19 protein-coding genes and 1 tRNA gene are annotated in these 19,260 nt (G+C 71.8%); 9 read left to right on the top strand and 11 right to left on the bottom strand.

What is annotated here, in order from left to right; genetic code table 11:
• A partial coding sequence (locus ACIRJP_RS04960; RefSeq protein WP_404168185.1) for an IS701 family transposase occupies positions 1 to 1,046 on the top strand: 1,046 nt, incomplete at its 5' end.
• Between the two features lie 177 nt (positions 1,047 to 1,223).
• Here the strand turns inward: ACIRJP_RS04960 and ACIRJP_RS04955 are convergent.
• Positions 1,224 to 2,300 carry an alkene reductase gene (locus ACIRJP_RS04955; RefSeq protein WP_404168183.1) on the bottom strand — a complete coding sequence of 359 codons (1,077 nt, stop codon included), beginning with the start codon at positions 2,298 to 2,300 and terminating at the stop codon, positions 1,224 to 1,226.
• Positions 2,301 to 2,447: 147 nt separating this feature from the next.
• Here ACIRJP_RS04955 and ACIRJP_RS04950 point away from each other — a divergent pair, with 147 nt between their 5' ends.
• Complete coding sequence (locus ACIRJP_RS04950) at positions 2,448 to 3,005, top strand: MarR family winged helix-turn-helix transcriptional regulator (RefSeq protein WP_404168181.1); 558 nt, start codon at positions 2,448 to 2,450, stop codon at positions 3,003 to 3,005.
• A 16-nt stretch (positions 3,006 to 3,021) separates the two neighbouring features.
• Here the strand turns inward: ACIRJP_RS04950 and ACIRJP_RS04945 are convergent, their stop codons facing one another.
• From ACIRJP_RS04945 to ACIRJP_RS04925, 5 genes are all read right to left on the bottom strand, one after another.
• The gene (locus ACIRJP_RS04945; RefSeq protein WP_404168179.1) at positions 3,022 to 4,083 is read right to left on the bottom strand and encodes an aminotransferase class V-fold PLP-dependent enzyme; all 1,062 of its coding nucleotides are present in this window, start codon (positions 4,081 to 4,083) and stop codon (positions 3,022 to 3,024) included.
• Between the two features lie 94 nt (positions 4,084 to 4,177).
• On the bottom strand, positions 4,178 to 4,897 hold the full coding sequence (locus ACIRJP_RS04940) for a DsbA family oxidoreductase (RefSeq protein WP_404168177.1): 720 nt from the start codon (positions 4,895 to 4,897) through the stop codon (positions 4,178 to 4,180).
• A 138-nt stretch (positions 4,898 to 5,035) separates the two neighbouring features.
• The gene (locus tag ACIRJP_RS04935) at positions 5,036 to 5,233 is read right to left on the bottom strand and encodes a hypothetical protein (RefSeq protein WP_404168175.1); all 198 of its coding nucleotides are present in this window, start codon (positions 5,231 to 5,233) and stop codon (positions 5,036 to 5,038) included.
• On the bottom strand, positions 5,233 to 5,844 hold the full coding sequence (locus ACIRJP_RS04930) for a DUF1349 domain-containing protein (RefSeq protein ID WP_404168173.1): 612 nt from the start codon (positions 5,842 to 5,844) through the stop codon (positions 5,233 to 5,235). Before ACIRJP_RS04930 ends, ACIRJP_RS04935 begins: the two co-directional genes overlap by 1 nt.
• On the bottom strand, positions 5,841 to 7,361 hold the full coding sequence (locus ACIRJP_RS04925; protein WP_404168172.1) for an aldehyde dehydrogenase (NADP(+)): 1,521 nt from the start codon (positions 7,359 to 7,361) through the stop codon (positions 5,841 to 5,843). The genes ACIRJP_RS04930 and ACIRJP_RS04925 overlap by 4 nt, the downstream gene beginning before the upstream one ends.
• A gap of 208 nt (positions 7,362 to 7,569) precedes the next feature.
• On the opposite strand from ACIRJP_RS04925, the gene ACIRJP_RS04920 reads away from it, so the two are divergent.
• The 4 genes from ACIRJP_RS04920 (at position 7,570) to ACIRJP_RS04905 (ending at position 11,774) form a co-directional block, all read left to right on the top strand.
• Positions 7,570 to 8,340 carry an IclR family transcriptional regulator gene (locus ACIRJP_RS04920; RefSeq protein WP_404168170.1) on the top strand — a complete coding sequence of 257 codons (771 nt, stop codon included), beginning with the start codon at positions 7,570 to 7,572 and terminating at the stop codon, positions 8,338 to 8,340.
• Between the two features lie 2 nt (positions 8,341 to 8,342).
• Complete coding sequence (locus ACIRJP_RS04915; RefSeq protein WP_404168168.1) at positions 8,343 to 8,816, top strand: GNAT family N-acetyltransferase; 474 nt, start codon at positions 8,343 to 8,345, stop codon at positions 8,814 to 8,816.
• 111 nt (positions 8,817 to 8,927) lie between these two features.
• Positions 8,928 to 10,379, top strand: coding sequence for a penicillin-binding transpeptidase domain-containing protein (locus ACIRJP_RS04910; RefSeq protein ID WP_404168166.1), 1,452 nt, complete (start codon positions 8,928 to 8,930; stop codon positions 10,377 to 10,379).
• Between the two features lie 171 nt (positions 10,380 to 10,550).
• On the top strand, positions 10,551 to 11,774 hold the full coding sequence (locus ACIRJP_RS04905; protein WP_404168217.1) for an MFS transporter: 1,224 nt from the start codon (positions 10,551 to 10,553) through the stop codon (positions 11,772 to 11,774).
• A 179-nt stretch (positions 11,775 to 11,953) separates the two neighbouring features.
• Here the strand turns inward: ACIRJP_RS04905 and ACIRJP_RS04900 are convergent, their stop codons facing one another.
• Positions 11,954 to 13,138: a hypothetical protein gene (locus ACIRJP_RS04900; RefSeq protein ID WP_404168164.1), complete on the bottom strand. Its 1,185-nt coding sequence runs from the start codon at positions 13,136 to 13,138 to the stop codon at positions 11,954 to 11,956.
• Positions 13,135 to 14,094 carry a 5-dehydro-4-deoxyglucarate dehydratase gene (locus tag ACIRJP_RS04895; RefSeq protein ID WP_404168162.1) on the bottom strand — a complete coding sequence of 320 codons (960 nt, stop codon included), beginning with the start codon at positions 14,092 to 14,094 and terminating at the stop codon, positions 13,135 to 13,137. Before ACIRJP_RS04895 ends, ACIRJP_RS04900 begins: the two co-directional genes overlap by 4 nt.
• A 247-nt stretch (positions 14,095 to 14,341) precedes the next feature.
• Here ACIRJP_RS04895 and ACIRJP_RS04890 point away from each other — a divergent pair, with 247 nt between their 5' ends.
• From ACIRJP_RS04890 to ACIRJP_RS04880, 3 genes are all read left to right on the top strand, one after another.
• Positions 14,342 to 15,151, top strand: a complete 810-nt coding sequence (locus tag ACIRJP_RS04890; protein WP_404168160.1) for an NAD-dependent epimerase/dehydratase family protein — start codon at positions 14,342 to 14,344, stop codon at positions 15,149 to 15,151.
• Positions 15,152 to 15,245: 94 nt separating this feature from the next.
• Positions 15,246 to 15,464 carry a hypothetical protein gene (locus ACIRJP_RS04885; RefSeq protein WP_356480970.1) on the top strand — a complete coding sequence of 73 codons (219 nt, stop codon included), beginning with the start codon at positions 15,246 to 15,248 and terminating at the stop codon, positions 15,462 to 15,464.
• A 148-nt stretch (positions 15,465 to 15,612) separates the two neighbouring features.
• Positions 15,613 to 16,818, top strand: a complete 1,206-nt coding sequence (locus ACIRJP_RS04880; protein WP_404168158.1) for a TerD family protein — start codon at positions 15,613 to 15,615, stop codon at positions 16,816 to 16,818.
• Positions 16,819 to 16,934: 116 nt separating this feature from the next.
• On the opposite strand, the gene ACIRJP_RS04875 is transcribed toward ACIRJP_RS04880, so the two are convergent.
• From ACIRJP_RS04875 to ACIRJP_RS04865, 3 genes are all read right to left on the bottom strand, one after another.
• Positions 16,935 to 17,165 (bottom strand): hypothetical protein, encoded by a 231-nt coding sequence (locus ACIRJP_RS04875; RefSeq protein WP_037711258.1) that lies wholly within the window; start codon positions 17,163 to 17,165, stop codon positions 16,935 to 16,937.
• A gap of 78 nt (positions 17,166 to 17,243) precedes the next feature.
• Entirely contained in the window at positions 17,244 to 18,824 is a 1,581-nt protein-coding gene (locus ACIRJP_RS04870; RefSeq protein ID WP_404168156.1) for a TROVE domain-containing protein, read from the bottom strand.
• 356 nt (positions 18,825 to 19,180) lie between these two features.
• A tRNA-Ile gene (locus ACIRJP_RS04865) sits at positions 19,181 to 19,250 on the bottom strand.
• Positions 19,251 to 19,260: the final 10 nt, after the last annotated feature.

The following is a 19,260-nucleotide window of genomic DNA, read 5'->3' as shown; positions in this document are numbered from 1 at the left end:
CTGACGGGCTGCAGCACCTCCTGGCGAAGAGCCGCTGGGAGGCCGACGAGATACGCGACGACCTGCAGGGATACGTCGCCGAACACCTCGGCGCCGACGACGGCATCCTGATCATCGACGACACCGGCTTCGTCAAGAAGGGCATCACCTCAGCTGGCGTGCAACGGCAGTACTCCGGCACCGCCGGACGCACCGAGAACTGCCAGATCGGCGTCTTCGCCGCCTACGCCACCACCCGCGGCCACGCTCTCGTCGACCGCGAGCTCTACCTCCCCAAGTCCTGGACCGACGACCCCGAACGCTGCCGCACCGCCCGCATCCCCCCACACCGCCTGTTCGCGACCAAGAACGAACTGGCCCGCACCATGGTCCTGCGAGCGCAGGCCGGCCCGCTGCCCGTCGCCTGGGTCGCGGCCGATGCCGCCTATGGGCAGGACTCCCGCTTCCGACGTTTCCTGGAAGACGCCGGCCTGTCCTACGTCGTGGCCGTGCCGAAGTCCCAGCAGGTCCACGGCCCCCGCATCGAGCACCTCATCGGCCAGGCCCCCGACGAGGCATGGCAGCGGCTCTCCTGCGGCGACGGCGCCAAAGGGCCGCGACTCTATGACTGGGCTGCTGCCCGCCTGCCAGCGGTCTGGGAGTTCGACGGCGACGAGCCCACCCGGCAACGCTGGATGCTTGCCCGCCGCAGCATCACCAAGCCCGACGAGCTCGCCTATTTCCTGGCATCCGCTCCCTTGGACGCGACCGTCGCCGATCTCGTGCGGATCGCCGGATGCCGCTGGAAGATCGAGGAATGCTTCCAGAGCGCGAAGAACGAATGCGGCTTGGACCAGTACGAAGTCCGCCGCTACGTCGGCTGGCACCGGCACATCACCCTCGCCATGCTCGCCCACGCATTCCTGGCAGTCACCGCCGCCCAAGAGCGCCAAAAGGGGGAGCCGACCACGACACACCCGACCTCGTGGACCTCACCCCCGCCGAGATCCGCCGTCTACTGGCAACTACCCGCCGGCGCCCTGCTCGACAGGGCAACCACGCCATGAACTGGTCCAGATGGCGCCGCCGACACCAGGCCCGGGCCCGTCGCTGTCACTACACACGGCGCGGCCACTCGTTCGCGGGACAGGCCGGTCGAACCCGCCCCGCACTCGGCACCACGCCGCTACAATCCCCACGCTCAAGCCGTTGACCAGGACATACACCGAAGTCCGGCTGGAGTACTAGGCCTGTGCCTCGTCCAGCGCCGGGTAGTCGACGTAGCCCTTCGCGTCGCCGCCGAAGAAGGTCGACGGGTCCGGGGTGTTGAAGGGGCCGCCGGCCTTCAGCCTGGCGGGCAGGTCCGGGTTGGCTATGAACAGGGCGCCGTACGCGATGAGGTCGGCGATCCCGTCGTCGATCAGCGAGTGGTCGTCCGGGCCGGTCGGGCCGTCCGTCAGCGCGTTGAGGACGAACGCGCCGGAGAACTGCTTGCGCAGCGCGAGGGTCAGCTCGCGGATCTCCACCGCCTCCAGGACGTGCAGATAGGCGAGGCCGAGCGGCTCGATCTCCCGTACCAGCGCGGTGTAGAGGGCTTCCGGCGCGGGCTCGTCGATGTCGTTGTAAGGGTTCTTGGGCGAGATCCGCAGTCCGGTCCGCTCCGCGCCGATCTCGGCGGCGACGGCCTTGACCGCCTCGACGGCGAACCGGATGCGGGCCTCCTCCGAGCCGCCCCACTCGTCGTCGCGCAGGTTGGTGTTGGGGGCGAGGAACTGGTGGATGAGGTAGCCGTTGGCGCCGTGCAGCTCGACCCCGTCGAAGCCCGCGTCGACCGCGTGGCGGGCGGCCGTCGCGAAGTCGGCGATGGTCTGGCGGACCTCGTCGCCGGTCAGCTCGCGCGGGGTGGTGAAGTCCTTCATGCCCGTGCCGGTGAAGAGCTGGCCGGCGGGCCTGACCGCTGACGCGCTGACCGGGGTCAGCCCGTCCGGCAGCACGTCCGGGTGGCCGATCCGGCCCGCGTGCATCAGCTGGGCGAAGATCCGGCCGCCCGCCGCGTGCACCACGTCGGTGACCTTGCGCCAGGACGCGACCTGTTCCGCGCTGTGCAGTCCCGGGGTGGAGGGGTAGCCCTGGCCCACCACCGACGGCTGGACGCCCTCCGTGATGATGAGGCCCGCCGAGGCGCGCTGGGTGTAGTACTGGGCGACGAGATCCGTGGCGGTGCCGCCCTCACCGGCCCGGCTGCGGGTCATCGGAGCCATCGCGATGCGGTTGGCAAGCCGGGTGCCGGACAGGTCGATGGGGTCGAACGCGGTGGTCATCGGGGCTCCCTAAGCATTTATGTGGTCGGCCAATTATCTGCGTGGGCGCCACTGTAGCCCATTACTTGGCCGACCAATGTAAAGTGTGCGGAAAGCCGCCGGAACCCGGCATCGGAGCCGGGCCGGGGCGCCCCCCGAGGAGCTCCCATGAAGGCCGGACCCGCCGGATCAGCCGGACCCGCAGACCCCGCCTGTCCCGGCCCGCCGAGCGCGGCCCTCGGCGGCCCCGTCAGCCACGCACTCTCCCGGGTCGCCCGGCTGCACCGGACCGCCGCGGGCAGGCTGCTCAAGGGGCTCGGGCTCTACCCGGGCCAGGAGTTCCTGATGATGTGCCTGTGGGACGCCGGTGCCGTGCGTCAGGCCGAGCTGATCAAGGCCGTCGACCTCGATCCGTCCACCGTCACCAAGATGCTCCAGCGGCTCGAACAGAGCGGGCACGTGTGCCGCCGCCCCGACCCGGACGACCGGCGGGCCGTCCTGGTCGAGGCCACCGACGAGAGCTGCGCGCTGCACTTGGACGTCCAGCGGGCCTGGGTGGAGCTGGAGGACCACACCCTCGCCGGTCTCGAACCCGCCGAACGCGAGGAGCTGACCCGGCTGCTCGCCAAGGTCGAGGCGAACCTCTGCCGGGAGGCCGGGGAAGCCGGGGAGTGCGGGGAGGTCGGGGAGTGCGGGGAGGCCGGGGACTGCCCCGGACCCCGCTGATCCCCGGCGGGCGGCGTCAGCCTGCGAGCACGTCCAGGGCCCGGTCCACATCGGCCTCCGTGTTGTACAGGTGGAAGGCCGCACGCAGGCTCCCCGCCCGGTTCGAGACCACCACCCCGGCCCGCGCGAGCTCCGGCTCCCGCGCGCCGAGGCCGGGCACGGCCACGATCGCCGATTCCCCCGGCACCGCCTCGTGCCCCAGCCCGGCCAGCCCCGCCCGCATACGGGCCGCGAGCCCGGTGGCATGGGCGTGGACGGCGTCCACACCCACCTCGTTCAGCAGCGCGAGGGACTGCTCGGCACCGTGGTACGAGAGGAAGGCGGGCGGTTCGTCGTAGCGGCGCGCGGTCCGGGAGAGCTCCCCGACCGGGCCGTACGTGCTGTTCCAGGGGTCCTCGGCGGCGTACATGCCGGCGAAGACCGGCGGCAGGGTCCGCTGCGCCTCCTCGGTGACGGTGAGGAACGACGCGCCGCGCGGGCAGAGCAGGAACTTGAAGCCGCCGGTGACGGTGTAGTCGTACTGCCCGGCGTCCAGCGGCAGCCAGCCGGCCGACTGGGTGGCGTCGAGCAGCGTCCGGGCACCATGGACGCCGGCCGCCGCCCTTACCGCCTTCAGGTCGGCGATCCGGCCGTTGGACGACTGCACGGAGGAGAGGGCGACGAGCGCGGTGTCCGGCCCCACCGCGTCGGCCAGCCGGTCCAGCGGGACGTAGCGCGTCCTGAGGTCGCCGCGGACCGCGAAGGGGCTGACGACGGAGCTGAACTCGCCCTGAGGCGCCAGTACTTCGACTCCCGGAGGCAGCGCGGCGGCGATCAGCCCGACGTGCACGGAGACCGAGCTGCCGACGGCGACCCGGTCGGCCTCGACCCCGCAGAGCCGGGCGAAGCCGGACCGGGCCGCTTCCACCGCTTCGAAGTCGCCGGAATCGGCCCGGCTGCCGGAGCCGACCGCCTCGGCGAGCGTCCGCACCGCCGCCACGGCCCGCCGGGGCAGCAGCCCGCAGGTGGAGGTGTTGAGGTAGGTCGTCCTCGGTGCGAACTCGGCGTTCACCGCACGGCTGAGCGAAGTAGTCTCCATGCGCCCAGCCTGCGGCCCCCTCACCTCCTGGTCAATCACGAAGAGTTGAGGGGAACACCCGAGCAGTACTCATCCGTGCCGCCGGGGACGGGCCTCAGGCGTTGCCGCCGGCCTGCGGGACCTCGCAGGCGCCGTCCATGTCGCACGCCGCGGCGTCCTGGCCGATCGCGGTGAGCGGGCGGTCCTTCCACGCCTGCTCCAGCGCCTGGGCGAAGACCTCGGCGGGTTGACCACCGGAGATACCGTAACGCCGGTCGAGCACGAAGAACGGCACCGCGTTGGCGCCCAGCTCGGACGCCTCCCGCTCATCGGCCCGCACCTCGGCCGCGTACACCTCCGGGTCGGCGAGCACGGCCCGCGCCTCGTCGGCGTCGAGCCCGGCCTCGACGGCCAGCTCGACCAGTACACCGGCGTCGTAGACGGACCGCTCCTCGGCGAAGTTCGCCCGGTAGGCGAGGTTCAGCAGCTCGTCCTGGCGGCCGCGGGCCTTGGCCAGGTGGAGCAGCCGGTGGATGTCGAAGGTGTTGCCGTGGTCACGGCCCTCGGTGAGGTAGCCGAGCCCCTCGGCCTGCGCGTTGGCCGCGACGTTCGCCTCCATGGCCTGAGCCTCTTCGCGGGTGCGCCCGTACTTCTGCGCCAGCATGTCGATGACCTGTGCGGTGTCGCCCTTGGCGCGCCCGGGGTCGAGCTCGAAGGACCGGTGCACGACCTCGACCTGGTCGCGGTGGGCGAACCCCGCCAGGCCCTTCTCGAAGCGGGCCTTCCCGATGTAGCACCAGGGGCAGGCGATGTCGCTCCAGATCTCGACGCGCATGTCTCTTCTTCTCTCCGTGTCCTCGTACGTACCGCTCAGGGCGCGGAGCCACCCTCCGCTCCCGTCCACAACACAGGAGCGGACTTCCTCATTCCCTGGCCGCGGGCATCGGCCCGCAACGGCCCGTCGAGTCGAGCGTCACGTTCGCCGCGCCAGGTGTGGTGGCGCCACCACTGGTGGGGGCTCATCGCAGCCGCGTAGGATCCGGTCGGCCTTGAGAAGGACCTGTCGGCCCTGCCCGGGCGTGGAGGCCACGAGGTCGGGCCCGGCGAGCAGCGCCTCGATGTCGGACACCGCACGGCCGGCCTTGAAGGTCTCCCCCGTCCGGACGGTCATCAGCTTCCGTCCCGCAGGTCGTCCGGACCCCTCGTGCGGAACGCGATCCGGTCGAAGGACGCCTCGCAGCCCTCGCCCGTCGGTGACTGGACCAGGAAGCCGATCGAGGCGTCGGCCGCGCGTTCCGGCTCGCCGAGGGCGAAGACGCGGACGAAGGTCCACTTCTCGCCGTCGGTGGAGGCGTGGAAGGCGAACGCGTTGCCCGTGCGGCTCAGGCGCAGCCAGCAGCTGTCGCCGTCCACGGTGAAGGAGTTGACGTCGTCGGAGTGGCCGCGGGTGACGACCGTGCAGACGGTGGGGCGGTCCGGGGAGAGTTCCAGGCAGATCTTGGCCCACTCCCTTTCCCCGACGTGGAGGTAGAGCACCCCGGCGTCGAAAGCGGCCTCGAAGCCGACCCGCACCCGGGCGACCAGCTGGAAGTCGCCCCTGGGCGCGGGGCCGAGGAGGCGGGGGGCGTCGCTCGCGGAGTCCAGGGCTTCGCCGCCCGGCGGTACGAAGCGGTCCTGGCGGGCGCCGGCACGGCCGGTGAGAGTGCCGTTCTCGTACGTCCAGTCGCCGCCGGGGCCGAACTCGTCCAGTCCGAAGGGAAGTTCGGGGAGGTGCGGGGTCATGCGCGACGCCCGTCCACTCGGCGGGGAAGGCCCTGGGGGTTGTCCTCGCGGAGCTCCGGCGGGAGCAGCGCCTCGGGGGTGGTCTGGTAGGTGACCGGGCGCAGCCAGCGCTCGATCGCGGTGGCGCCGACCGAGGTGGAGGTGGAGGTGGAGGACGGGTAGGGGCCGCCGTGGTGCTGGGCGGGGGCGACGGCGACGCCCGTCGGCCAGCCGTTGACGAGGACCCGGCCGGCCAGCGGGGTGAGGGCCGCGAGAAGTGCGGGGGCGTCGGCGTCGGTGCCGTCCGTGGCGGTCTGGAGGGTGGCGGTGAGGTTGCCGGGGAGCCGGGAGAGCACGGCGGTGATCTCGTCGTGGGAGGTGTAGCGGGCGACGACGGTGACGGGGCCGAAGCACTCCTCAAGGAGTTCGTCGTGCGGGCCCTCGGCGGCGAGGAGGTGCGCCGGTACGGTGAGGAAGCCGGCCGAGACGGTGTGGTCGCCGCCCGCGCCGGGGGTGACCGGGGCCTGGACGCCGGGGAGTCCGGCCCGCTTCCGTACTCCCGCGAGGAAGGCGTCACGCATCCGGTGGTCGAGCAGGACCGCGGCCTCGGTGTCGCTGACCGCGGCGGTCAGCGACTCCAGCAGCCGGTCGCCCGCCTCGCCGGCCGGGGCCAGGACGAAGCCGGGCTTGGTGCAGAACTGGCCCGCGCCCATGGTCATCGAGCCCGCGAGCCCGGCGCCGATCTCCTCGGCACGCTCGGCGGTGGCCGCCCCGGTGACGACGACGGGGTTGAGGGAGCCCAGCTCGCCGTGGAAGGGGATGGGGCGGGGGCGGGCCGCCGCGGCGTCGAACAGGGCGCGGCCGCCGCGTACCGAACCGGTGAACCCGGCGGCGGAGACCAGCGGGTGCCCGATCAGCTCGACGCCGGCGTCGAAGCCGTGCACCAGGGTCAGTACGTCCTCGGGCAGGCCGGCCTTGACCGCCGCCCTGCGCAGTACGGAGGCGCACAGTTCGGAGGTGGCGGGGTGGTCGGGGTGTGCCTTGACGACGACGGGGCAGCCGGCCGCCAGCGCGCTCGCGGTGTCACCGCCGGGTACGGAGAAGGCGAGCGGGAAGTTGCTGGCCGCGTAGACGGCGACGACACCGAGCGGGATCTTGTAGCGGCGCAGGTCGGGCCAGGGCGGGGTCCGGCCGGCGTCCGCGTGGTCGATGTGGATGTCGAGGAAGGCACCCTCGTCGACGACCTCCGCGAAGGCCCGCAACTGGGCGGCGGTGCGGGCGAGTTCACCGGTCAGCCGGGCCGGCCCCAGCGCGGTCTCGGCGTCGGCCGCCTCGATGACGTGCTCCCCGGCCTCGGTGAGCAGATCGGCCGCGATGCGCAGGAAGGCGGCGCGCACGGTGCGGTCGGCGAGCGATTCACGTACCGCGTGGGCGGCTCGGACCGCACGGTCGACCTCCTCCGCTGTAGCCTCCACCGCAACCTGCTCGCGCGGGTTCCCGGTGCGGGGGTCGACGCTCCAGACTGGTGCTGCTGCCACCGTGATTCCTTCCGCTCCACTGCCGTACATGCCAGAAATTGTTCGGTATTCTGAACAGAGTTCCTGATCGTGAATATGCAGCGACTCTATTTCCGGGCGTTCAATGTTGGCAAGGAGCCACCGGGTTCCGGAAGTCGTCCGGTTCGAGCAGTTGTCGGGTGCAAGAAGTCTCAGGGTTTCGCAAGTGGGCTGGAAAGGGCGTAGGGCGATGTCGGTTGCCGAATCTGGTGGGGCACAGGTCAAGTCCGCCGTACGGACGGTGGAGCTGCTCGAATACTTCGCGGGGCGGCCCGGCATGCATTCGCTCGCCGCGGTGCAGGAGGCCGTCGGCTATCCCAAGTCCAGCCTGTACATGCTGCTGCGCACGCTGGTGGAGCTGGGCTGGGTCGAGACCGACGCGACGGGCACGCGGTACGGGATCGGCGTGCGGGCCCTGCTGGTGGGCACCTCGTACATCGACGGCGACGAGGTCGTCGCGGCCGCCCGGCCCACCCTGGACCGGCTCTCCGACGACACCACGGAGACCATCCACCTGGCCCGGCTCGACGGGACGAACGTGGTGTACCTCGCCACCCGGCAGTCCCAGCACTATCTGCGCCCCTTCACCCGCGTCGGCCGCCGGCTGCCCGCCCACTCCACCTCGCTCGGCAAGGCGCTGCTGGCCACCCACAGCGACGAGCAGGTCCGCAAGCTGCTCCCCGAGACGCTGCCCGCGCTGACCGGGCACACCATCACCGACCGCGAGAAGCTCATCGAGGAGCTGCACACCGTCCGCGAACAGGGCTACGCGGTGGACCGCGAGGAGAACACCATCGGACTGCGCTGCTTCGGCGTCGCCGTCCCGTACCGCACCCCCGCCCGCGACGCCATCAGCTGCTCGGTGCCGGTCGCTCGGCTCACGCCCGCGCACGAACAGATGGTGAAGGACGCGCTGTTCGACGCCCGGGACCGCCTCACGCTCGCCACCCGGAGGCTCTGACCGTGCGCATCGCCCTTCGCGAGGTCCGGGCGGACGACCTGCCCCTGTTCTTCGCGTTCATGTCCGACCCGGAATCTGTCAGAACGGCCGCCTTCACCAGCGAGGACCCCACCGACCGACATGCCTTCGACGCCCACTGGCAGCGCATCCTGGCCGACGGCTCCGTCGTGATGCGCACGGTGCTCGCGGACGGGGCCGTGGCCGGCAGCACCGGGGTGTACGGACCCCCGGGCGACCGCCAGGTCACCTACTGGATCGACCGGGCGCTGTGGGGCCGCGGGCTGGCCACCGCCGCGCTGTCGGCGCTGCTCGACGTCGTACCCGAACGCCCGCTGCACGCACGGGCGGCGGCCGACAACACCGGTTCGCGCCGGGTGCTGGAGAAGTGCGGGTTCACCGTCACCGGCACGGACCACGGGTACGCCCACGCCCGCGGCAAGGAGACCGAGGAGCTGCTGTTCACCCTGCCCGGATGACCGGGCGGCGGTCCGCCGCCGTACCGGGGCACGCCGGTCGGGTATGAGAAACCGGTGAGAATCGGCGTATTCGGGAACGGTGCGCTACGCCCCGCTCGTCGTCCGGGCGGGATGAACAGAACAATCAGGCGAACCTCGGTCTTCTGCCTCCTGCTGGTTCTCGCCCTGATGGGGCGGGCGACCTGGGTGCAGGCGTACCAGGCGAAGGCGCTCGCGGAAAACGACCACAACCGGCGGAAAACCATCGCGCAGTACGCGCAGCCGCTCGGCGACATCATCGTGGCCGGTAACCCGGTCACCGGATCGAAGAGGACGGAGGGCGGTGACCTCGCGTACAAACGCACCTACACACAGGGCGAGCTCTACTCTGCCGTCACCGGCTACAGCTCGCAGGCGTACGGCGCGACGCAGCTCGAAGGGATCTACAGCCATGTGCTGGACGGCACCGACGACCGGCTGAAGAACCCGATGGACGCGGTGACGCGCAAGCAGGCGGCGCCCGGCAACGTCCTGACGACGATCGACCCGGACGTGCAGAAGGCCGCGTACGAGGCGCTCGGCGACGACAAGGGGGCGGCGGTCGCGATCGACCCGAAGACCGGCCGCATCCTGGGCATGGTCTCCACCCCCTCCTACGACCCGTCGAAGATCAGCGGGACGACGGACGGCGAGGCCTGGCGGAAGCTGCTCGACGACGAGGACAAGCCGATGGTCAACCGTGCGCTGCGGCAGCCGCTCGCGCCCGGTTCGACGTTCAAGCTGGTGGTGGCGGCCGCGGCGCTGGAGGACGGGCTGTACGGCTCGGTCGACGAGCGCACCGAAAGCCCCAATCCGTACACGCTGCCCGACACCAGCACCGTCCTGAGCAACGAGAATCCCTCGGCGCCCTGCGAGAACGCCACGTTGCGCACCGCACTCCAGTACTCCTGCAACAACGTCTTCGCGAAGGCCGCCGTCGACCTCGGCCAGGACAAGGTCAGGACGATGGCGGAGAAGTTCGGCTTCAACACCGACAAGCTCGATGTGCCGGTACGGGCGTCGAGAAGCGTCTACCCGACCGGTATGGACCGCCCGCAGACGGCGCTCACCGGCATCGGTCAGTTCGAGGTCACCGCGACGCCGTTGCAGATGGCCATGGTCTCGGCCGCCCTCGCCAACGGCGGCGAACTCGCCGCTCCGCACATGGTGTCCGCCGTGACCGACTCCAAGGACAACCCGCTCCAGGAGTTCGCGGACGGCGACACCGAGCGGGTCGTCTCCCAGTCCACCGCCGAGCAGCTGCGCAGCGCCATGGTGACCGTCGTCGAGGAGGGCACCGGCACCAACGCCCGGATCGCCGGGGCCGAGGTGGGCGGGAAGACCGGCACCGCGCAGAACGGCGTGGGCAACAGCAAGATCCCGTACGCCTGGTTCACCTCGTACGCGAAGGACGCGTCCACCGGCAAGGAGGTCGCGGTCGCCGTGGTCGTCGAGGACTCGGGCGCGGCGCGCTCCGAGGTCAGCGGCAACGGCCTGGCGGCGCCGATCGCCCAGAAGATGATGAAGGCGGCGCTGGCGGGCTGACGGACGGGAGGGAGCCGTCCGCCCGGCCGTCCGGCATCTGCCCTGGGCCGACGAGGGACGGCCCCGCTCGCCGGAACCGCGATAGGGCATCCTCCCGATGCCGCCGGGCCCCCTCGGTCAGCAGCCTTGTCCCATGACGAAGGCGCTGGTCGGGAGGGTGCGGTGGGTACGGTGACGGGGTCGGCGACGGTGCGGGTGCTGCGGGACCGTACGGCGGGGCTGTTCCTGGCGGCGGTCGTCGTCTCGGGTTTCGGGACCTCCGCGATGTGGCTCGCGGCCGGGGTCTGGGTCAAGTCGCTGACCGGGTCGGACAGTCTGGCGGCGCTCGCCGTGTTCGCCATGTGGCTGCCGGTGCTGGTCGGGCCGGCGCTCGGCACGATCGCCGACCGGCTCCCGGGGAAGAAGCTTCTCGTCGGGTCGAATCTCGTCATGGCGGCGCTGCTCGCCTCGTTGACGGCGGTGGACTCGGCCGGCCGGGTCTGGCTCCTGTTCGCCGTGCTCGTCATGTACGGAGCGAGTTTCGTGCTGATGGACGCGGCCGAGTCGGCGCTGGTCGCCGGGGCCGTCGACACCCGGCTGCTGGGTGATTTCAACGGGCTTCGGATGATGGCGGGCGAGGGCATGAAGCTGCTGGCTCCGCTGGCGGGTGCCGGGCTGTACGCGCGGTTCGGGGGCGGGGCCGTGGCGTTGCTGGACGCGGCGTCGTTCGTGCTGGCGGCCGGGGTCTGCGCGCTGCTGCCGGCCCCCGCGCGGGCGGCGGCCCGGACCGGTCGGCGGGGCGAACTCACCGCGGGCGTACGGCAGGTGTGGGGTTCGCCGGTGCTGCGGCCGCTGGTGCTGGCGGGATCGGTGACGATGCTGTGCGCGGGGCTCAACGGGGCCGCGCTCTACGCTGTAGTGGACGACTCCCTGGGGCACTCTCCCGCGTACGCGGGAGTGCTGTACGCGATGCAGGGCGCCGGGTCCGTCGCGGTCGGACTGCTGGCCGGTCCGCTGCTTCGGCGGCTGCCGGAGCGGGTGTTCACGGCGGCCGGGATCGCGCTGTTCGCGGTCGCCGTGGGAGCGCGGGCGCTGCCCTACGACGCGGTGGCGCTGGCGGCGAGCGCGGCCGTCGGGCTCGGGCTGCCGTGTGTGCTGATCGCCGCGATGACGGCGGTGCAGCGGGAGACCCCGCCGTCCGTGCTGGGCCGCACCGCCGCGACGGCCAACACGCTGCTGATGGTGCCGAACGCGGTGGCCCTGGCGCTCGGCGCGGGTCTGATCGCGCTGGTGGACATCCGGGTGCTGCTGCCACTGGTCGGCGCGGCGGCACTGGCGACCGCGGCCCTGCTGGTGAAGGGCCGGCGGGGAAGGCTGACGGACTCCCCCACCGGCCCGGCTCATTCACCGGCCTGATGGCTGTCCCGCAGTCCCTGGTGGATCGGCGTGCGACGTCGGACGCGGTGCATCGCAAGGCGGAGGGACGCCCGAATACTGGCTGGATTCGGGCGTTCCGACAACGCGGCGAGGGATGTGGTCTCCCCTGCGCAGCCGAGAGCTTGGGGAAGTGGCTGTCGTCGCACGCCCGCCGGGGACTACGGGAGCGCCATCAGGCGTGAGAGCGCTCCGGCGACGGCGCGGAGGTCGGGGACCGAGGCCAGTCCAGCATGGTACAGCCGCAGCTGGCCGGCGCCGAGCGACGCGGCGTGCGCGGCGTCCCGTTCCAGCGTGGCGGGGCTGCCGCCCATCCCCGTGACCACGGAGAAGTTGGCCGCGAGCACTCCGTCACGGCCGGCGAACGGGCCGAGCGCGGCCTCGCGCACCGCGTCGCCGCCGGTGCAGGGCAGCACCACACCGTCCGCCACGGAGAGGATGTGCTCCGGGTCGACACCGACGTTCGCACCGGTGCGGTGGGGTTCGGGGTCGGCGTGCAGCAGCACCTGGAACCCCGGTTCCGCCACCGCCCGCACGGCGGCGACCGCCGATTCCTGGAGCGCACGGGCGACCTTGCCGCGCCACTGGAGGGTGGCGTCGGCGAGGTCGGCGCCGAGGAGCTTCTCGATGCCCGCCCGCCCGGTCTCCGGGGAGCCGGCACCGGCCCAGACCGCTTCCAGCGCACCGCGTACGGCCGATGCCAGGGCGTCGGGGTCCAGGCCGTGTCCGGCGTAGCCGGTCCGGCAGTCGGGGCAGAAGCAGAGCGACATCAGATACTGCGCCGCGTCCCCAAGACCGACGCCCGCGATCTTGTCGTGGGCGTGCAGATGCGCGAAGCCGTACCAGCCGCAGGACTCCAGCTCGGTGCCGCGCGCACCGCCGCGCACCGCGGCCTCCGCCGCCAGGGCGGTCAGGTACTCGCGGACCCGGACCCCGGCGATGCACGGCGCCCAGGGGTAGCGGTCGCCGTACGCGTTGACCACGGAGGTGTCCGGCTGTTCGGCGCCCAGCCGGGAGTTGTGCGCCAGGACCACCCAGGTGTGGACCTCCAGACCGGCGGCGGCGAGGGCCTCGGCGGCCTCGGCGAACGGATCGTCCGAGGCCACCCAGGACTGTTCGTAGGGGCGGAGCGGGCGCCCCGCCCACCGGGTGGCGTCCGGCGGGTAGAGCACCGCGGCGTGCTCGGCGGTGACGATGCGGTGTCCGGGGTGGCGCGGGGTCAGCGCCCGGGTGGAGTGGTAGGCGGCGGCGAGCGACACCTGCTGGACGCCCAGGTCCGCGATGCGGGCGGCCGCGTCCGGGTCGCCGATCACGTCCCAGGGGTAGAGGAAGGCCGAGGTCTTCACCCGCGCCGCTCCTGCCCGTGCTTCTCCAGCAGGGCCCGGCCGCGCGCGATGATCGCGGCGAGCTCCTCGACGTGGGCGGCGGGCGGCTCGGTGAGCGGGGTGCGGACCTCGCCGACCTCCAGGCCGCCCAGCCGGACCCCGGCCTTGACGAGCGAGACGGCGTAGCCGCGGCCCTTGGCGCGCAGCTCGACGAGCGGTCGGTAGAAGTGGTCGAGGAGCGCGCCCGTCAGCTCGTCGTCGCCACTCTCCAACGCACGGTAGAAGGCCAGCGCGATGTCGGGCGCGAAGGCGAAGACGGCGGAGGAGTAGAGGGCGACGCCGATGCCCCGGTAGGCCGGGCCGGTGAGTTCGGCGGTGGGCAGTCCGTTGAAGTAGAGGAAGTCGCTGCCCGGCAGTTCGGTGCGCACGGCGCTGACGATGCGCTGCATCAGGTCGAGGTCGCCGTAGCCGTCCTTGAGGCCGATGATGCCGGGCGTCGCGGCCAGCGCGACGACGGTGGCGGGGGTGAAGACGGCATTGTCGCGCTGGTAGACGATCGTCTCCAGCGAGGTGGCCGCGGCGAGCGCGGTGTAGTGGCCCAGCAGACCCTCCTGGTCGGCGACGACGAGATACGGGGGCATGGCGAGGAGCCCGTCCGCGCCGGCTTCCTCGGCGAGCTCCGCGTACTGGATCGCAAGCGCCGTGCCGTACCCGGCGCCCGCGACGACGGGCACCTCTCCGGCGGTCTCCTCGACGGCCGCGGCGACGACGCGGCGGAACTCCTGGGGCGTGAGCGCGTGGAACTCACCGGTGCCGCAGCAGGCGAAGACCGCTGCCGCCCCGGCGTCGACCCCGGCGCGCACATGCGCGCGGAAGGCATCGAGGCCGACGGCGCCGTCCGGTCCGTACGCGGTGACGGGGAAGAAGAGCGGCCCGGCGACACGGCCGAGTCGGGCGGCAAGAGGGGCTGAGGTCACTGGCGCTCCCTGAGCGAGTTCAGGCGTGCACAATTATGATTGACGTCCATATTCATGAACGCTCACACGCTAAGGCAGCCGCCCCGCGCAGGTCAAGGACGGGAACACCTCTGGCGGCCGCCCCTGAGGGCGGAGCCTGCAGCTCCGCGCGAGCGGCGTCCCACCCCGCCCGCGCACTTGACTCCGAACCCCGGGACTTCTTAGCTAGTCCATGCATATGAATGCTGTCCATGGAGGAGATCCGCGCATGCCCGCTCCCCGCACCGTCCTGCTCACCGGCGCCGCCGGCGGCCTCGGCACCCTGATGCGCGGCCTCCTGCCCGCGTACGGCTACGGGCTCCGCCTCCTGGACGTCGCCCCCGTCGAGGGCGAGCCGGACGCGATCTCCGCCGACCTCGGCGACCGGGAGGCGCTGCGCGAGGCCGTGCGGGGCGTCGACGCGGTCGTCCATCTCGCGGGCATCTCCCTGGAGGCCTCCTTCGACAAGATCCTCAGGGCGAACATCGAGGGCACGTACAACCTCTACGAGGCTGCCCGCGAGGAGGGTGTGCGGCGCATCGTGTTCGCCTCCTCCAACCATGTGCTCGGCTACACCCCGCGTCCGCTGCCCGGCGACCCGCTGATCCCCGTCGGCGCCCCGCGCCGCCCCGACACCTTCTACGGGCTGTCCAAGTCGTTCGGGGAGGACCTCGCCCAGCTGTACTGGGACCGGCACGGAATGGAGACCGTCTCGGTGCGCATCGGCTCCTGCTTCCCCGAGCCGACCTCGGTACGGATGCTCTCGGTCTGGATGAGCCCCGCGGACGGCGCCCGGCTCTTCCACGCCGCGCTCACCGCCGAGGACGTCGGACACACCGTCGTGCACGGCTCGTCCGACAACACCCGGCTGTGGTGGGACCTGACGACGGCCCGCTCACTGGGGTACGAGCCGCAGGACGACTCCGAACCGTACGCGGCCCGGCTCATCGCCGAGCAGGGCGAACTGGACCCGGACAACCCCGACCACGCCCACCTCGGCGGTCACTTCTGCACCGACCCGCCCATCTGGCCGCGCTGACAGGGGGCGGGAATCGGCGAGTGGGCCGGAGTGAGCCGGGGGCCACGAAAAACCGTGCGACACGGCGCCCGCACGGCGGGCAGGATGCGGAGCCATGCCGAGACCTTCCGGATTCCTGTACGAGCAGCACGGCGACGCGAGCGTCACCATCACCCACCACGGCCGCCCCGCGGGCACCCTGCGCGGTGGGAGGGCGGAGAAGTTCCTGGCCGAGGTGGAGTCGGGGGACGCGCAACTGGTGATGGCCCGCTGGACGGGGGCGTACAAGCACGGCAACGAACGCACCGCCCGCAACCACCCCCGCAACCGCTGACGGACCGGCGAACGCAACCGACGGGGCTCGGCAGACGAACGCGGCCTGCGGAGCACGGCGCAGGAAAGCCGCACAGCCGAGGCAAAAGGTGCAGGACGAAGGCAAAAGGTAAGGGAACGGCAAAGCGAGGTCGTTCGTTACCCCGAGCATGACCGCTATGACCCCCGGCTCGAACATCCCTCTCTCCGCCGCCCGCGTGGCAGTGGACGTCTCCGCACCGGTGCGGCTCGACGTTTCGGGCCTGCTGCTCACCGCAGACGGCAAGGTGCGCTCCGACGACGACTTCATCTTCTACAACCAGCCCAGCGGCCCCGGTGTGACCTACCGCTCCGGCGGCGGCACCGCACCGGACGCGATCGTGGTGGACACCACCGCGGTCCCGCCCGGCATCGAGAAGATCGTCGTCACGGCGAGCCCGGACGCTGCGGGCCAGACCTTCCAGGGCATCGAGCCCACCGCGACCGTGCGCAACGCCGACGACGGCAGCGCGCTCGCCACGTTCACCCCGCCCCAACTGGGCGCCGAGACGGCGCTCGTGGTCATCGAGGTCTATCTCCGCAACGGCGCCTGGAAGGCCCGCGCGGTCGGCCAGGGCTATGCGAACGGGCTGGCCGGCATCGCCACGGACTTCGGCGTCTCGGTCGAGGAGGAGCCCACCCCGGCGCCCGTGGCGCCCCCGGCACCCGCCGCCGCCCCGGTCGACCCCCGGATCGTCGCACCCCCGGTCCCCTCGGCACCGCCGGCACCGCCCGCCCCGGCGCCCGCACCCGCCACCGGGAAGATCAACCTCGACAAGGGGCGGGTCAGCCTCCAGAAGAACCAGACGGTGTCCCTGGTCAAGGGCGGCCGGCCGCTGCTCTCCCAGGTCAAGATGGGTCTGGGCTGGGAGCCCGCGTTCCGGGGCAAGGACATCGACCTCGACGCCTCCGTGATCGCCTACGGTCCCAACCGGAACCACCTGGACAGCTGCTACTTCGGCAAGCTCTCCATCCTGAACGGCGCGATCAAGCACTCGGGCGACAACCTCACGGGCGAGGGCGCGGGTGACGACGAGGTGATCGTCGTGGACCTGGGCCGGATCCCGGCGGAGGCGACCGGCCTGGTCTTCACGGTCAATTCGTTCACCGGCCAGAAGTTCACCGAGGTCGCCAAGGCCTACTGCCGACTGGTCGACGCGGCCACCGGCGAGGAGCTGGTCCGCTTCGACCTGACCGGCGCCGAGCCGCAGACCGGCGTGATGATGGCCAAGCTGATCAAGCAGTTCTCCGGCGAGTGGGAGATGACGGCGATGGGCGACTTCGTGAAGTCGCGCACCGTCCGCGGCATGGTGAAGCCCGCCGCCCAGGCGCTGTAGGCGCGGCAGCGGGTTCCGGAAACGGATTCAGGGGCACCTGTCGGGTGCAGGTGCCCCTGAATACGGAGAGCGTGACGGGAAAAACGGGCGCGCCGCGCGCGTGCTCGCCGCCTCTCTCAGAGCTTGGTCAGCTTGGAGTACGGGCTCAGGATCCTCCCCTGCCGCCCCGAGAAGTCGATGAGTACCGCGTCGTTGTCGCCCTCGACCGCGAGGACGCGGCCGAGTCCGAACTGATCGTGCGACACCCTGTCGCCCACATCGAACAATTCGACCGGTGGGGCCGCCTGGGCCGGGCGGTTGAAGGGACTGGAGGGCAGGTGGCGCCGGGATCCGGCTGACTGTTTCATTACCTTGAGTATGCGCCCTGGGGACGCCCGACGCCATGCCCGTTCACCGCAGGGGCCCCACTGATACCGGATTCGTGATCAGCGGATCCAGGGCCAGTCCGCGTCCCGGCCCGCTTCCAGCAGCGGCACCATGCGGAACGCGGCGTCCGAAAGACCCCCGAAGGTGTGGCGCATCCCGTCGCCCGAGGGGGCGTGTCCGACCCGGTACCCGGCCAGGTTCCAGGTGTAGACGGGCACGGTGTCGGGCACCGCCGCGGTGGCGTCCGCGGCGTACGAGAACGACGCCTGCTCGTCGGTGACGATCAGCACCCGGTCATGGCCCCGGTAGTGCCGGCGCACCGCCGCCGCGGTGTTGGTGCCGCCGAGGTCGCCGAAGCGCTCCAGGACCTTCAGTACGGACTCGCTCCGGCGATATGCCACCGATGCGCTGTCCGTACCGAACTGCACCAGATCGGCATCTGCCGCCCGCAGTGCCAGCGCCGTGCCGAAGATCGCGGCCGCGTCGGCCCGGTTGAGCTGCGAGCGGTCCGAGAGCGGCGACCACATCGAGCCCGAGCGGTCGACCAGCACCAGCGTCCGCCCCGGCAGGGCGGGCACGTTGTCCAGCGAGTGGCCGAGCGCCTGCTCCAGCGGGTGGGCCCAGCGCAGCGAGGGCGCGTGCTGGTAGGCGGCGAGGTAGCGGAACGGGAACTGCTGGGACGCGGCGACCGCGGCCGGGTCGCAGATCCGCTCCGCCACCTGCGCGGCGACCTCGTCCGACACGCCCGCCTCGTCGAAGTTGCGCAGATTGCGGATGAGCGCCATCGCGCCCATCGACGGGATCATCGCTTCCCAGGCGGTGGCGTCCATCGGCCCCTGCAGCCAGCCCGCCAGGGCCTCCCAGGTCATGCCCGCGGCGGCCAGCCGGTCCGCCCCGCCGGCGCTCTCGACCACGGCCCGCCGCTCCCCGACGGGCAGCTCCATCAGCGCGCGGTGGGCGTTCAGGACCCGGTCCGAGACCGGCACCACGGCCGCCTCGGGGTGGTGGCGGCGGTCGAGGGCGTACCGGAACAGCTCGCCCTGCCACGGCTTCTGCGGGTCGGGCGAGGCGTGCACCAGGTTCAGGATGTCTCCGAAGCGGTAGCCCTTGGACGCGGTGTCGTACTTCAGCAGCGCCCTGCCGTTGTAGAGCCGGCGCACGGCGTCGGCGATGCCGCGCTTGACCGGCTTGGGCACGGCGCGGCCGTAGCGGGAGGTCCAGTACCCGAGGAGTTCCCCCGGCTCGTCGGCGCGCAGCAGGACGGAGTCGACGACCTGGCGGTTGGTCGGTCCGTCCTCGGCGCCCGCATCCAGTCGCGCCTTCACGTACTCGGCGGCGCCGACGATCGAGGCGGTACGCATCCGGCCGTCGCGGCGCAGCCAGTGCAGCAGGCCGGCGGTCCACTCGGGATCGCCGACGGCGAGCACCCGCACCAGTTCGGCGAAGCGCTCGTCGCGCTGCTCGCCGTCCTCGTAAAAGGTCTGCTGCGAAACGAAATTGGCGACCGCGAGCAGGAAGAGCTCGGAGCGGTTGTCGCGCAGATATCCCCGGCCGCCCTGATGGGTCGGCGCGGTGCGCCCGGTCGTCCGCACGGGCGAGGTGGCGCGAGGCGCGGTGGTGCGGGTGTTGAAGCGTGCCATGAGAATTCCCCCGAATTCGTTGGGGGTAGGCACAGAGGAAAAGAGTGCCCGAGATCAGGAGTCGGCGACGGGCTTACTGATGCTCTACCCGATTGAGCTACCGGCCGTGGCCGGGCGGGACTCGAACCCGCAACCCTCAGTTCAATGGAAGTATCCGTCGCCTGCGCACCGGGCACCCCCCGGCGTCTGTGCCTCCCGAGATCAGAGTCGGCGGCGGCGGGTTCGTGGGAGGAAGTAGCCGCAGCCTGCGCACCGGGAGGTGCCATGCAGTCGTGCTGATGAAGTTGTGGTGCCCGGAGTTCAAGGTCGGCGGAACCGACGAAGGTGCTCTGCCGACTGAGCTACACCGGACCGAAATCCGGTGGCGGGACTCGAACCCGCGACATCCCCATTATCAGTGGAAGTAGGTCCTGCCTGCGCACCTGGGCACGGACAG

It is taken from the genome of Streptomyces sp. NPDC102437, assembly GCF_044765565.1.
Classification (GTDB): Bacteria; Actinomycetota; Actinomycetes; order Streptomycetales; family Streptomycetaceae; genus Streptomyces.
Note: the sequence above shows the minus strand (reverse complement) of the source record. Positions and strands in the feature narration are given on the sequence as shown.

Coding starts and splice junctions, on each gene's coding strand:
- ACIRJP_RS04950 (WP_404168181.1), top strand. CDS start 2,448: ATGAAGGCCGGACCCGCCGGATCAGCCGGACCCGCAGACCCCGCCTGT.
- ACIRJP_RS04890 (WP_404168160.1), top strand. CDS start 14,342: ATGCCCGCTCCCCGCACCGTCCTGCTCACCGGCGCCGCCGGCGGCCTC.
- ACIRJP_RS04920 (WP_404168170.1), top strand. CDS start 7,570: ATGTCGGTTGCCGAATCTGGTGGGGCACAGGTCAAGTCCGCCGTACGG.
- ACIRJP_RS04955 (WP_404168183.1), bottom strand. CDS start 2,300: ATGACCACCGCGTTCGACCCCATCGACCTGTCCGGCACCCGGCTTGCC.
- ACIRJP_RS04870 (WP_404168156.1), bottom strand. CDS start 18,824: ATGGCACGCTTCAACACCCGCACCACCGCGCCTCGCGCCACCTCGCCC.
- ACIRJP_RS04935 (WP_404168175.1), bottom strand. CDS start 5,233: ATGACCGTCCGGACGGGGGAGACCTTCAAGGCCGGCCGTGCGGTGTCC.
- ACIRJP_RS04910 (WP_404168166.1), top strand. CDS start 8,928: ATGAACAGAACAATCAGGCGAACCTCGGTCTTCTGCCTCCTGCTGGTT.
- ACIRJP_RS04880 (WP_404168158.1), top strand. CDS start 15,613: ATGACCGCTATGACCCCCGGCTCGAACATCCCTCTCTCCGCCGCCCGC.
- ACIRJP_RS04940 (WP_404168177.1), bottom strand. CDS start 4,897: ATGCGCGTCGAGATCTGGAGCGACATCGCCTGCCCCTGGTGCTACATC.
- ACIRJP_RS04875 (WP_037711258.1), bottom strand. CDS start 17,165: ATGAAACAGTCAGCCGGATCCCGGCGCCACCTGCCCTCCAGTCCCTTC.
- ACIRJP_RS04945 (WP_404168179.1), bottom strand. CDS start 4,083: ATGGAGACTACTTCGCTCAGCCGTGCGGTGAACGCCGAGTTCGCACCG.
- ACIRJP_RS04930 (WP_404168173.1), bottom strand. CDS start 5,844: ATGACCCCGCACCTCCCCGAACTTCCCTTCGGACTGGACGAGTTCGGC.
- ACIRJP_RS04885 (WP_356480970.1), top strand. CDS start 15,246: ATGCCGAGACCTTCCGGATTCCTGTACGAGCAGCACGGCGACGCGAGC.